The sequence below is a fragment of the Vibrio cincinnatiensis DSM 19608 genome, from assembly GCF_900167345.1.
Classification (GTDB): Bacteria; Pseudomonadota; Gammaproteobacteria; order Enterobacterales; family Vibrionaceae; genus Vibrio; species Vibrio cincinnatiensis.
This window is the reverse complement of the sequence record NZ_FUXB01000016.1, coordinates 1-12,771: the sequence shown is the minus strand read 5'-3', so window position 1 is coordinate 12,771 and position 12,771 is coordinate 1. Positions and strand designations below refer to the sequence as shown.

At 44.3% G+C, this 12,771-nt stretch carries 12 protein-coding genes; 3 read left to right on the top strand and 9 right to left on the bottom strand.

The window, feature by feature from the left end:
* Positions 1-2 precede the first annotated feature (2 nt).
* The 8 genes from paaG to paaZ all read right to left on the bottom strand — a co-directional run bounded on the left by paaG (position 3) and on the right by paaZ (position 7,436).
* A complete protein-coding gene (gene paaG, locus B5D54_RS14050) occupies positions 3-791 on the bottom strand; it encodes a 2-(1,2-epoxy-1,2-dihydrophenyl)acetyl-CoA isomerase PaaG (protein WP_078927196.1) in 789 nt (262 codons plus the stop codon).
* Position 792: 1 nt separating this feature from the next.
* A complete protein-coding gene (locus tag B5D54_RS14045) occupies positions 793-1,581 on the bottom strand; it encodes an enoyl-CoA hydratase-related protein (RefSeq protein WP_078927195.1) in 789 nt (262 codons plus the stop codon).
* 8 nt (positions 1,582-1,589) lie between these two features.
* A complete protein-coding gene (paaE, locus tag B5D54_RS14040; protein WP_078927194.1) occupies positions 1,590-2,645 on the bottom strand; it encodes a 1,2-phenylacetyl-CoA epoxidase subunit PaaE in 1,056 nt (351 codons plus the stop codon).
* A 15-nt stretch (positions 2,646-2,660) separates the two neighbouring features.
* Positions 2,661-3,167, bottom strand: a complete 507-nt coding sequence (gene paaD, locus B5D54_RS14035; RefSeq protein ID WP_078927193.1) for a 1,2-phenylacetyl-CoA epoxidase subunit PaaD — start codon at positions 3,165-3,167, stop codon at positions 2,661-2,663.
* Between the two features lie 10 nt (positions 3,168-3,177).
* Positions 3,178-3,936 (bottom strand): 1,2-phenylacetyl-CoA epoxidase subunit PaaC, encoded by a 759-nt coding sequence (gene paaC / locus B5D54_RS14030; protein WP_078927192.1) that lies wholly within the window; start codon positions 3,934-3,936, stop codon positions 3,178-3,180.
* A 10-nt stretch (positions 3,937-3,946) separates the two neighbouring features.
* Positions 3,947-4,234, bottom strand: coding sequence for a 1,2-phenylacetyl-CoA epoxidase subunit PaaB (gene paaB, locus B5D54_RS14025; protein ID WP_078927191.1), 288 nt, complete (start codon positions 4,232-4,234; stop codon positions 3,947-3,949).
* 43 nt (positions 4,235-4,277) lie between these two features.
* On the bottom strand, positions 4,278-5,207 hold the full coding sequence (gene paaA / locus B5D54_RS14020) for a 1,2-phenylacetyl-CoA epoxidase subunit PaaA (RefSeq protein ID WP_078927190.1): 930 nt from the start codon (positions 5,205-5,207) through the stop codon (positions 4,278-4,280).
* Positions 5,208-5,384: 177 nt separating this feature from the next.
* The gene (gene paaZ, locus B5D54_RS14015; RefSeq protein ID WP_078927189.1) at positions 5,385-7,436 is read right to left on the bottom strand and encodes a phenylacetic acid degradation bifunctional protein PaaZ; all 2,052 of its coding nucleotides are present in this window, start codon (positions 7,434-7,436) and stop codon (positions 5,385-5,387) included.
* 265 nt (positions 7,437-7,701) lie between these two features.
* On the opposite strand from paaZ, the gene B5D54_RS14010 reads away from it, so the two are divergent.
* From B5D54_RS14010 to B5D54_RS14000, 3 genes are read left to right on the top strand one after another with little or no spacing between them, the layout of a single operon-like run.
* The gene (locus tag B5D54_RS14010) at positions 7,702-8,736 is read left to right on the top strand and encodes a TRAP transporter substrate-binding protein (RefSeq protein ID WP_078927188.1); all 1,035 of its coding nucleotides are present in this window, start codon (positions 7,702-7,704) and stop codon (positions 8,734-8,736) included.
* Positions 8,737-8,745: 9 nt separating this feature from the next.
* Positions 8,746-9,270 carry a TRAP transporter small permease gene (locus tag B5D54_RS14005; protein WP_078927187.1) on the top strand — a complete coding sequence of 175 codons (525 nt, stop codon included), beginning with the start codon at positions 8,746-8,748 and terminating at the stop codon, positions 9,268-9,270.
* A 1-nt stretch (position 9,271) separates the two neighbouring features.
* Entirely contained in the window at positions 9,272-10,567 is a 1,296-nt protein-coding gene (locus tag B5D54_RS14000; RefSeq protein ID WP_078927186.1) for a TRAP transporter large permease, read from the top strand.
* Between the two features lie 84 nt (positions 10,568-10,651).
* Here the strand turns inward: B5D54_RS14000 and B5D54_RS13995 are convergent, their stop codons facing one another.
* Entirely contained in the window at positions 10,652-12,211 is a 1,560-nt protein-coding gene (locus tag B5D54_RS13995) for an AbgT family transporter (RefSeq protein WP_078927185.1), read from the bottom strand.
* Positions 12,212-12,771 lie beyond the last annotated feature (560 nt).

Here is a 12,771-nt window from a genome sequence, read left to right as displayed (position 1 = left end):
GGTTAATTTCCTTTAAACTCTGGAGCCCGTTTATCGAAGAAAGCGTTAATACCTTCACGATAATCGTTCGTCCGTCCGGCGAGCCGCTGGAGATCTTTTTCTAAATTGAGTTGTTCATCTAAACGGTTAGCACTGGAATAGAGTAACGCTTGCTTAATATAGCCCAGCCCTTTGGTTGGTTGAGTCGCTAAGTGGTGGGCAACGGTCAGCACTTCTTCCATCAAACGATCATCATCCACACATTGCCAAATCATTCCCCACTCTTGCGCCTGAGATGCCGAGAGTTTGTCACCAAGCATCATCAACCCTTTGGCTCTTGCGCTTCCCACTAAACGCGGTAAGAACCAAGTGCCCCCTGAATCAGGAACCAGACCGATCTTACAAAATGCCTGAATAAAGCTGGCAGATTGAGCAGCAAAAACAATGTCGCACGCTAACGCAATATTGGCTCCGGCTCCGGCTGCCACACCATTCACCGCAGCTATAATGGGTTTACTTATTGTAGAGATCTGTTTAATCAATGGGTTATAGTATTTCTCAATACTTTCACCCAGATCGGGCATCGTATTGCCGCTATTCACATTACGATCATTTAGATCCTGTCCGGCACAAAATCCCCGTCCGCTACCGGTGAGTACAATCGCCCGTATTGCTTCATCACTTTCTGCTTGCTGTAAAGCCGCTCTTAGTGCTTTATGCATCGGCGGATTAAAACTATTGAGCTGATTCGGTCGGTTGAGTGTGATCACCGCAACTCCGCCTTCAACCTGAAATAAAATTGCTTCTTCCATGTTACTTCCCTTCAAATACCGCTTTTCTTTTGTCTAAAAAAGCGAGAATGCCTTCTTCCCTGTCCTGAGTTTCTGCCAGTAAGCTAAACAATTGCCGCTCCATCATCAGACCTTGGCTCAATGAACCGTTAGGCACGGCTTTTAATGCCATTTTGGCGGCACGAAGTGCTAATGGCGCTCTCTGGGCAATTAAACTGGCTAATTCACACGCTTTATTTAAGGTGTTCTCTGGAATCGTAATTTCACTGATCAATCCTGCATCCAATGCTTTCTGGGCAGAGATAGCCTGCCCAGTAAACACCATTTGGTTAGCAAGAGATTTACCCACGGTGCGAGCAAGGCGCTGCGTACCACCAGCGCCAGGCATTAACCCTAAAGTAATTTCTGGTAGACCAAAAAGTGTTCCGTCACCGGCGACGGTAATGTCACAAAGTAAAGCCAGTTCCAGACCCGCCCCTAACGCATAACCATTGACCGCAGCGATCAGCGGCTTGTCAAACTGATCGATGTGTTGCCATAGCTTAGGACGCGAATTGAGCCAAGTGGCAATGGATTTTTGCTCTGCCAATTCATTGAGATCCGCTCCAGCAGCGAATAATCTCTTCCCGCCATAAATAACAACGGCTTTGACCGATTCATGCTCAGATGCGCCATTGAGTACTGTCACGATCTGCGCTAAGACGTCATTACTCAGTGTATTACGTTTCTGAGGTCGATCTAAGGTAATGATCAACACTCCCTCAGATCTCATATCACAGATGAGATCTGGATAGCCGGTTAACCATGTCATCCTGTCACCTATACATCAAAATCAATTTCTATTTCACTGGTCGTCGGAACTGCTTGGCAGCTTAAGACATAGCCCTTTTCCAGTTGATCCGCTTCCAGACTATAATTGGTGCTCATTTCTACCTGACCTGATTTCAGCTTGCAGACACAAGTAGCACAGACCCCACCCTTACACGCATAAGGCAAATCCACACCTTGGCGCAGTGCGGCATCCAGTAAGTTGTTATCCTGTGAGGTCATATTGATAGTCATTACCCGACCATCTCGCTTAAGCGTAACCACGGTATTGGCTGACTGATTCTCCGATTTTTTACGTGAGGTAGTTGCAGTATTGAAGCGCTCAACATGGTATCGATCTTCAGCTAAGCCCCCTTCAACTAAAGCGGTATAACAAGACTCCAGTATTTCTTCCGGTCCACAAACATAACAGGCATCAAACTCCCCCCAATTGAACAGGGACTGACCTAACTCACGGAGTTTGTTGCCATCTAAACGCCCATTCCAGAGTTCAATCTCGTTCGTTTCCCGCGAGAAGAAATAATTGACATGGAAACGGTCAGGATACTGGTTTTTAAGATCCAATAATTGATTGCGGAACATCATACTCGCTAGGCTTTGGTTGCCGTATAGCAGAGTAAAAGTGCTGCTTTTCTCTTGTTCCAGTGTGGCTTTTAACATTGATAAGATTGGCGTAATTCCCGAACCAACAGCGATGCCTAAATAATGTTTATTTTGTTCTTTCCTAGGAATAAAACCGAACTTCCCCTGGGGTGGCATCACGTTAAGTTCATCCCCCATTTTTAATTCATTCAGTGCAAAATTGGAAAAACGTCCTTCAGGGATAGCTTTAATACCAATTTGCAAGCTTGGCTCACTAGGCGCAGAGCAAATGGAGTAACAACGTCTTAATTCTTCACCATCAATATTGGCTTTAATGGTCAAATGCTGCCCAGGATGAAAATGGAACTCGTCTTGTAAGTCATCTGGAATATTCAATTGCACAACAAGAGAGTCGTCCGTTTCCTTATCTGCACGAGCAACCTTTAATGAGTAAAAGTCTGTCATAGTAAATCCCTTCTTTTATATACATTTGAAGTAATCAAATGGCTCTTTACACGCCCTACACTGGAAATGTGCCTTACATGCTGTTGAGCCAAATTCACTCACCATTTTCGTGTCATCACTCCCACAACGTGGGCAGTGTGGCTGACGATTAATCGTGCTGTGCATACAAGCTTTTCTATCTGGTGGTGCAATTCCATATTCACGTAGTTTCTTTTTGCTTGATTCTTCGATCCAGTCGGTTGTCCATGCTGGATTAAGTTGAATTTCAACGGCGATATCCGAATATCCCTCACTCTTTAGAGTTGTTTGAATATCACTCACTAACATATCGGTGGCAGGGCAGCCTGAATACGTGGGCGTAAACTTAACCACCCACTGCTCTCCCACTTTCATGACCTGACGAACCATTCCCAATTCACCGATAGAAAGAACCGGGATCTCAGGATCAGGGATTGAGCTCACTAGCTGCCATACGCGGTAGGTTTCTGGGTCAGCCAGTGAGTTAAGTGTTTGATTAACCATCTTTAGCCCCCTACCATTGTTGGTTTGGATATGTCCGCTGCATATATTGCAGTTCAGCTAAGATGAAACCCAAGTATTCGCTATGCTGACCACCTTTACCGCCATGTTGAGCGTAAGCACTCTCCGGAAGTGTCAAGGTGGCTTTATCTAAAACAGCCTGCACATTGCTGCGCCATTGCTCTTTTAAACTTGCTACATCAGCGATAACACCCAGTTCTGCTAATGCACGCTCCTCATCGCTGGGTTCAAACATTTCATCGGTGTAACGCCACAAATCATTGAGTGCCGCTTGCATTTTCGTGTGGCTGACTTGTGTTCCATCACCTAGGCGAATCACCCAGCCCGAGCTGTAACGCAAGTGGTAAGAGACCTCTTTAAGCGATTTTTGGGCAATCGCCGACAATTGCGCATCGTTACTGTTCACTAACTCTTGCAGCAATAAAGAGTGGAAACTGTCGTAAAGAAACTGGCGAGCAATTGACTGGTCGAACCCTTCATTGGGCCGTTCAACCAATAGCAGGTTTTTATACTCACGCTCTTCTCTGAGGTAGGCATAATCATCTTCTGATTTATTTTTTCCTTCTAACTCAGCAATATATTGATATAAGTTGCGAGCCTCTCCTAAAAGGTCTAAACCGATATTGGCAAGTGCCATATCAATTTCGAGTTCGGGAGCAATTCCGCACCATTGCGCGAGCCGGTGACTCAAAATTAAATTGGTGTCAGCTAGGTGCAATAGGTAATTAACTTTGACTTGTTGAGTATCCATTACCCTCTCCTTACATGTGTTTAATATCAGCAGGAATGGTGTAATGGCTGGCATGTCGATAAACTTTATCTTCTGACGGGTCGAAGAAAGGACCAGCATCACTCGGTTGAGTCGCCGTAATTTTGTCCGACTCGACAACCCAAATAGAACATCCTTCGTTACGTCGAGTGTACAGATCACGAGCCGCATCTAATGCCATCTCTCCATCAGCAGCACGAACGCTACCCACATGCTTATGATCTAAACCTTGTTTGCTGCGAACAAACACTTCATACAATGGCCAGTTTAATGAACTCATTTTGATTCTCCTTATCCTTGTCAATCGGTGCAGCGCACTCATGTTATGCCGCATTTTCCATCTGTTTTTGGGAATGAACGAGAGCCGCTTCTCTGACCCATGCACCATCATCCCAAGCCTGTTGTTTTGCTTTCAGACGCTCGTGATTGCAGATTCCATGACCATTAATCACTTGATAAAACTCTGACCAATTGATGGCACCAAACTCATAATGCCCAGTCTCTTCGTTCCACTTTAAGTCTGGATCGGGAATCGTCATGCCAAGTGCATGAACTTGATGAACGGTGTTATCTACAAATTTTTGGCGTAAATCGTCATTGCTGACCCGTTTAATTTTCCAACCCATGCTCTTAGCAGAGTTAGGAGAATCGTTATCATTAGGACCAAACATCATAAGAGCAGGCCACCACCAGCGATTGATCGAATCTTGCAACATAGCTTTTTGTTCTTCACTGCCATCAGCTAAGGCACGGCAAGCTTCATAACCTTGGCGTTGATGGAAACTCTCTTCTTTACAAATTCGTACCATTGCTCTGGCATAAGGACCATACGACGTTCGACATAACGCAACCTGATTCACAATTGCGGCACCATCGACCAACCAGCCGATAACACCAACATCTGCCCAGTTCAGCGTTGGATAGTTAAAAATGGACGAATATTTCATTTCCCCATTTAACATTTTTCCATACAGCTCATGTCTATCACCGCCTAGCGTTTCGGCTGCACTGTATAAATACATACCATGCCCTGCTTCATCTTGAATTTTGGCAAGTAACACAGCTTTACGACGTAGCGAGGGGGCGCGTGTCAGCCAATTGGCTTCAGGCAGCATTCCCACGACCTCTGAATGAGCGTGCTGACCTATCTGACGAACCAACGTTTTACGGTACCCCTCTGGCATCCAATCTTTTGGTTCAATCGCAACTTCTTGTTTGATCTTCTCTTCAAATACTGTGTTTTCCAAAGACATACCCGCCTCCATAGTGATACGAGATATTCATTATTGATGATCAAAATGTATCATAAGTAATCCTTAATGCAACAACAATTTTACAAAAACCAAACAAGTAACCTTTTTGTTAACAAAAAAACAGGACCCGAAGGTCCTGTTGAATATCAAATAAAGAGGTGTCAGCCTTACTGTGACTTAGTAATCACCCTGTTTTCTCGCCACTAAGGTCATGATGGTGTATAGCGCCACCGATTTTCCATGCTGGTTTTTCACATCCACATCCCAAGCAACCACACCTTGTGCTTGCTCTTCGGCTGAACGTTGATGCTTTTTAATCTTCTTCTTACAAGTAAGATGAACCTGAATGGTATCGCCAATTTTTACTGGCTCAATAAAGCGCAGATTTTCCATACCATAGTTGGCGATCACCGGACCTGGAGCGGCCTGAACAAATAGACCAGCCGCAGCAGAAATGACAAAGTATCCATGTGCAACACGCTCACCAAAGATGGATTCTGCAGCGGATATTTTGTCCATATGGGCATAGAAATGATCGCCACTTAAACAGCCAAAGTTAACAATATCCGCTTCAGTGACCGTCCGTCTGGCTGTCGTTAATCGCTCTCCTAACGAGAGATCTTCAAAATATTTTCTAAAGGGGTGAACAAGGTCACCGGTGGTTTCTGCACCACGCACCCATTCCCGACCAATACTCGCTAACATGCTAGGAGAACCTTGAATGGCGGTTCGTTGCATATAGTGTTTCACACTGCGTAGCCCTCCCATCTCTTCACCGCCACCCGCTCTACCTGGTCCGCCATGAACCAACATAGGTAATGGTGAACCATGCCCCGTAGACTCTTTCGCTGATTCCTCATTTAAAACATGCAAACGTCCATGAGAAGAACCTAAAGCTAAAGCAAGTTGAGCCGCAACTTGACCAGAAGCGGTAACAAGGCTGCCCACCAAGCTGCCCTGACCTTTCCTTGCGATCAAAATCGCCTCGTTCAAATCTCGATAGGGCATAAGTGTACAAACCGGTCCAAAGGCTTCGATTGAGTGCACGTCTTCTCTCTCTAAAGGATGGTCACAACGCAGCAGTGTGGGAGGATAATAAGCCCCTTCTGATGACCCCATAATGGTAAAGCTGGCCTCATTCCCCCCCGTCAACAACTGACATGAAGCGAGTAAACTGGCGACTTTCTCTCTCACATCTGTCACTTGGGATTGGCTAACCAGCGCTCCCATTGTGACCTCTTTATTGGCAGGATCGCCCACTTTGACTTGTGCCAGTTTGGCAACTAGGGCATCAGCGACATCATTCATTAAATGCTCAGGGACAATCGCTCTACGAATAGCGGTACATTTTTGCCCCGCTTTGATGGTGATCTCTCGTACCACTTCGCGGATGAAGAGCTTAAATTCCGGCATCTCTGGAGTGACATCAGAGCCAAGAATTGCACAGTTTAGGGAATCGGCTTCCATGGTGAAAGGAATGGATTTTTTCGTGATCTGGTGATGTAATTTTAACCTCTGCCCTGTTTCAGCCGAGCCAGTAAAGGTCACCACATCCTGATAATCCAAGTGTTCAAACATATCCCCAACCGAGCCACAAATAAGCTGGATAGCACCTTCAGGTAATAAGCCGCTTTCCGTCATTGCTTTGACCATCGCCTGAGTAAGATAAGCGGTATCCGTGGCGGGTTTAATAATCGCTGCAACCCCAGCCAACCAAGTGGGAGCAAGCTTCTCTAACATTCCCCAACAAGGGAAATTATAGGCATTGATATGGAGCGCAATACCCGTTTTACTTGTCAGAAAATGTCGTGCAGCAAATCCCCCTTCTTTAGAGAGAGGGATCAGCTCATCTTCCGGCCAAATCACATCATTCGGTAACTCTTTATTAGCCAAGCTTGAATAGTTAAATAACGTACTGATCCCCCCTTCGATATCGATCCATGAGTCAATACGAGTTGCACCTGAATGATGAGAAAGTTGATAAAACTCCTCTTTCCTCGTCAGCAGATATTTAGCAAGGTCTTTAAGCATCTTTGCTCGTTCAAGAAAGGTCATACTGGATAAGGCTTTAGTTCCTTTTTCTCGGCCGTATTCCAGAAGAGAAGCTGTGTCTATCCCGTCCGCATTCACTTGGTATAACGGTGTTCCTATCAATGCACTAGAGATAGTACGTGCAGCCCCTGTGCCGTAATACCAATTCCCTGCGATATAACTCGTGAGTTGTTCCATTTTTGTTTACTCCTTCTTCGTTCTTAGCATCACTACCGTCTCCCTTTCTCCACCAGATACGTTCCATTAAAGAAGAGGTTAACGAGTAAATCCAAGTAAATTGACCTAATTGACAAAATACTCAATTCACAAAACAAACACATTGTTAACAATTATGATACACAATGGGAGTTTTAAATGATACATTTAATTTAAATGACAAACAAAATACGTATCAATTGATTAGCTGTATATATCGTTAACGATAAAATAAAGGAAAAGCATTATGTTTAAATCGAACTTAGTAAAAGCCTCTTTAGGGCTTATCACTTCAACTTTATTTCTGACACAACCCGCTTTCTCCAGCCAGCATGAATTAAAAATCGCTACTTGGTTAAGCCCCATGCAGACCATGAATAGTGATGTATTACCAACTTGGGGAAAATGGATAGAAGCAGCAACCGAAGGTAGAGTCACCATCAAATTAGAATACGACCTCGCTCACCCCAAGAGCCTGATTGAACTAGTCGAAGATGGTGCCGTTGATGCAGCATGGACATTCCATGGCTACCTTCCCGGGCGGTTTCGTTTATCACAACTTGCAGAACTACCGGGCAATCAGGCAACGGGGGAAGCCGCATCCGTTGCTCATTGGCGAGTTCATAAACAGTACTTTACCAACTCTTTTGAGTATGAAGGCGTGGAAATTGTTGGGTTCTTTGTCCATGGTCCGGGGCAAGTGCACATGCGGGAACCGATCAACTCTTTAAAAGATTTAAAAGGGAAAAAAATACGAGTAGGTGGAGGGATCTCCACAGAAGTAGGTAAGTTACTAGAAGTGTCAGGGGTGAGCGCACCAGCAACGAAAGCCTATGAAATGCTCTCTCAAGGTGTCGCTGATGGACTCTTCATGCAGATGGATATGATGAAAGCGGCTCGCTTCAAAGATGTCGCGCCGTATAGCTATAAATTACCCACAGGATTGTATTTAGGATCTTTTGGTATTTTTATTAGCCCCCAATTTATGGACAAGCTATCGAAAGAGGACCAAGAAGCCATCAGAGCCGTTTCTGGAGATAAACTCTCCGCTCTCGCCGGACGATATTGGGCTAAAGCCGATGATATTGGAGAAGCTGATATCATTGCCTCAGGCAGTCAAGTTTCCAATTTTTCCAGTGAAGAAGTTACCTACTTCAACCAATTAATCCAAGGGCTAGATGAGCAATGGATTCAATCCGTGAAGTCCAGAAAAGTCGATGCGAAAGCCGCTCTAACCGAATTTCGTCACATAGTCAGCAACTATGAACCCATGGAACTTTAGGATACCGTGATGAAAAACTCATTCCTCTTATTTATTAAAAGTTGGGAAACCACCGCCCACTATTTAGATAACGCATTAAAACTGTGTGCTTGTCTTATCTTGTTGGCCATGATGTTTTTAACTTGTTTTGATGTGATGGGCAGGTACTTGTTTGAACGCCCAATTACCGGAAGCGTAGAATTAACAGAAATTCTTTTAGGAACCCTTGTTTTCTCAACCATGCCATTAGTCACTTGGCGAAAAGAGCACATCAGCGTCGATTTAGCCAGCCATATTATTCCAACAAAGCTAAAAAACCTCAGTGACATCGGCTTTGATATCGCCGTATCGATCAGCCTTTTCGTTATCGGGGTGAAAGTATGGGATCTAGCCAATCGTTCATTGAGATATAACGAAATGACCGAATATCTTGAAATTCCAACCTACTATTTTACCTACTTCTTAGCGGTATCCTGCTGGCTAACCGCCATCACTTCGCTGGTTTTAGCGATCACACGGATATTTAACAAAGAATATATAAATCAAAGGGATTGATATGACTATTGCCTTAATTGGATTTGCAGTATTAATGCTACTCATACTGCTGAGAATGCCGATTGCTTTTGCAATGGGTGTGGTGGGATTTATCGGCTATGCCGCTCTTGGTGATTGGAATTTTAATGGGGCTTTAACCGTCAGTGCCAAACGATTGATTGATACCGCACAGGATTACGGGTTATCAGTGATTCCTATGTTTATTTTAATGGGAAATCTCCTTACTCGTGCTGGTATGTCACAAGAACTCTACAGAGTCTGCCATGCTTTCCTCGGTCACTATCGCGGTGGGCTAGCCATGGCGACAGTAGCTGCTTGTGGTTGTTTCTCTGCGATTTCCGGTTCTAGCTTGGCAACATCGGCAACGATGGCTAAAGTAGCCATGCCCGCCATGCGAAGTTACGGTTATTCAGATGGACTTGCCTCTGCCTCAATTGCCGCAGGCGGTACATTGGGGATACTAATTCCACCCAGTGTCATTCTCATTATCTACGGAGTGTTAACCGAACAGAGTATTCGGGATTTATTTGCTGCTGGCTTTATTCCCGGTATCCTCGGCATTTTCTTTTACTTATTAGCCACTAAATATGTCGTTTGGCGAAAACCGAGTGAAGGCCCCAAAGGAGAAAAAGTCCCATTTAACGAGAAAATCACGGCTCTAAAATCAGTAACAGGCGTTGTTGGATTATTTCTGCTGGTAATCGGAGGTATTTACCTTGGTATTTTTACCCCAACAGAAGCCGCTGGAGTAGGAGCGGGAGGAGCATTTCTGATTGCCTTATATCGACGAAGCCTATCTATACCAGTATTAAAAGAAATTTTGATCGATACCGCTCGTACCTCAACCATGTTATTTGGCGTTATTATTGGGGCACTGATTTATTCCAATTTTGTCAACCGTGCAGGGCTACCTAATGAACTCGTTAACTGGTTAGGTGATTGGGATGTGGAACCCATTTTTATCATTCTAGCCATTATCGGTATTTATATTCTACTTGGTACGGTTTTTGAAAGCTTATCCATGCTGCTATTAACCGTTCCTATCTTTTATCCATTAGTGGCCAGTTTAGGGCTCGACCTTGTTTGGTTTGGTATTGTTGTCGTGGTCGTCACGGAGATTAGCTTAATTACCCCCCCCGTTGGCTTAAACGTTTTTGTATTAAGTAGTGTGGTAAAAGATATTAAAACTAGCACCATATTTAAAGGCGTCACCCCCTTCTGGTGCGCAGATATCCTACGTTTACTGTTGCTCATTTTTATCCCAGCACTATCACTTTGGCTACCAAGTATTCTTTAGCGGCGCTTTGCATACCTTGTCTTGTTCAAACCTACCCCCTCAAGCCCACAGCGTCTGGGCTTGAGGGAATCATAAAAAAGTAATCTACAAGGTATAGGTATAAGGGGCTTGAATACCTAGTGGGATCCCTAATGCCCAATAAGCCAGTAAGAAAATAGTCCAGCCAATCAACATCGCAATCGAATACGGCATCATCAATGAGGCTAACGTACCAATCCCCGTCCCTTTTACATAACGCTGGCAATAAACCACGACCAGAGGGAAGAACACCATAAGGGGAGAAATGATATTTGAGACAGAGTCTCCAACACGATAAGCCGCTTGAGACAGTTCAGGCGAAATGCCAACCGCCATCAGCATAGGAACCAAAATAGGGCCAATGAGTGCCCATTTTGCTGAAGCAGAGCCCACCAATAGGTTAACCATCGCCGTTAATAAGATCATGCCAACAATGGTCGCTTGCCCCGGTAAATTGAGTGCTTTCAACCCTTCTGCACCATACAAAGCCAGCATTGTGCCTATATTTGAATGACTAAATGCAGACAAAAACTGAGCACAGAAGAAAGACATTACAATATAGGCTCCCATGGTCGACATGGTCGAAGACATCGCTTTGATGACATCGTTACTATTACGGAAATTTCCCGTCACTCGGCCATAAACAATACCAGGGATAATAAAGAGTACAAAGATCAGTGGCACAATCGATTTCATAATCGGGGCTGAAAATGCCGTAAGTTCGCCTTCTGGTGAACGTAATGCCGATGTCTCTGGCCAGAGAGCCACAACCAATAGTGCAATACCCAGTAACATGGCTCCACCTGCGTAGCGAAACGCTTTCGATTCTATCGCAGAAAAAGAGCCGAGATCAGGAGCCGTTTCTGCATCTTCATCCACAGGAATCTGATTTAGGCGAGGTTCAATCACTTTTTCGGTAACATACCAACCGATAGCAACAATGATGATGGAAGATAGACCAGTAAAGAAAATATTGGCTAAAGGGTTAACTTGGTATGTTTGATCCAACACTTGAGCTGAGGTTTGAGTAAAGCCCGCTAAAAGAGGATCAATTCCCGAGGGGATAAAGTTAGCAGAAAAGCCCCCCGACACCCCAGCGAAAGCCGCAGCAATACCCGCAAGAGGATGACGCCCAGCAGCATGGAAAATTATTCCCCCAAGCGGAATAACCAATACATACCCAGCATCAGCGGCAGTATGAGAGACAATAGCTACGAGAATCAGCATCGGTGTTAAGAGCCGAGAAGGGGTAAAGTTAAGCATTTTCTTTAACCCAGTGGTAATGAAACCCGATGAATCAGCTACCCCAACCCCAAGCATTGCAACAAGAACAATCCCTAATGGAGCAAAACTGGTAAACGTTGTGACCATGTTAGCCAAAAAACTGGCCAATGCCGTTCCCGTCAATAAGTTGGTCACTTGCAACGCTTCTCCCGTTCTAGGGTTGATCAAATCAAAGGTGACATGAGAGAGAAGAACAGAAGAAATCCAGACAATGATCAGAGCCCAGAAAAATAAAATAGCAGGATCGGGAATCTTATTTCCGACCCGTTCAATTACGTTCAAAAAACCATCAATGCGGCTAGATTTACCTGATGGCGATAAATTTACGGCTTGGTTACTCATAAGTAACTCCTAATTAGATGTTGTTGCTGTAGGCCTTGTTATGGCTATCCTGACGGCCTTGAATTATAAATCTCTCTTCCTTGTCTATTACTGAGACTTTCTATAGCAGATTGTGTTATTCAGATATTCTATAAAATAACCTATAGACAAGCATAAAGTTTCAATTCGATAGAAACATCCAGAGACACATTTCAAAACAAGAACATAATATAGCAACATATATGGACGCACCTCAGGATGCAATGACTGATTCAATGATACGGTCGCTAACATATATCCGACGTCTTTCTAGGTCTACTATGTGACCTGCGCCATGATGTAATCCGCTCCTCACTGTCTTTTCAAAGCCTCGGTTTCAATAACCTCGTTGCGTTATCAGAGTGTAGTAAGGATGGTTCACCGTTTATTCATCAGCTATTGCAAACTCAGTTGCTTCTTGAGGATATCTCCTTAGAACTTAGTATTTTTAGTCAAACAGGCTTAAATGCCTGATTAATATCGTATTCACTATTTTTCGCCAAGATGTGCCATGCTACCCGACCGAGCTTGTTTGCAAGAGC

What these genes read in the sequence shown, in the direction of transcription:
- paaG (WP_078927196.1), bottom strand. Translation starts at nt 791, where the DNA reads ATGGAAGAAGCAATTTTATTTCAGGTTGAAGGCGGAGTTGCGGTGATC.
- B5D54_RS14045 (WP_078927195.1), bottom strand. Translation starts at nt 1,581, where the DNA reads ATGACATGGTTAACCGGCTATCCAGATCTCATCTGTGATATGAGATCT.
- paaE (WP_078927194.1), bottom strand. Translation starts at nt 2,645, where the DNA reads ATGACAGACTTTTACTCATTAAAGGTTGCTCGTGCAGATAAGGAAACG.
- paaD (WP_078927193.1), bottom strand. Translation starts at nt 3,167, where the DNA reads ATGGTTAATCAAACACTTAACTCACTGGCTGACCCAGAAACCTACCGC.
- paaC (WP_078927192.1), bottom strand. Translation starts at nt 3,936, where the DNA reads ATGGATACTCAACAAGTCAAAGTTAATTACCTATTGCACCTAGCTGAC.
- paaB (WP_078927191.1), bottom strand. Translation starts at nt 4,234, where the DNA reads ATGAGTTCATTAAACTGGCCATTGTATGAAGTGTTTGTTCGCAGCAAA.
- paaA (WP_078927190.1), bottom strand. Translation starts at nt 5,207, where the DNA reads ATGTCTTTGGAAAACACAGTATTTGAAGAGAAGATCAAACAAGAAGTT.
- paaZ (WP_078927189.1), bottom strand. Translation starts at nt 7,436, where the DNA reads ATGGAACAACTCACGAGTTATATCGCAGGGAATTGGTATTACGGCACA.
- B5D54_RS14010 (WP_078927188.1), top strand. Translation starts at nt 7,702, where the DNA reads ATGTTTAAATCGAACTTAGTAAAAGCCTCTTTAGGGCTTATCACTTCA.
- B5D54_RS14005 (WP_078927187.1), top strand. Translation starts at nt 8,746, where the DNA reads ATGAAAAACTCATTCCTCTTATTTATTAAAAGTTGGGAAACCACCGCC.
- B5D54_RS14000 (WP_078927186.1), top strand. Translation starts at nt 9,272, where the DNA reads ATGACTATTGCCTTAATTGGATTTGCAGTATTAATGCTACTCATACTG.
- B5D54_RS13995 (WP_078927185.1), bottom strand. Translation starts at nt 12,211, where the DNA reads ATGAGTAACCAAGCCGTAAATTTATCGCCATCAGGTAAATCTAGCCGC.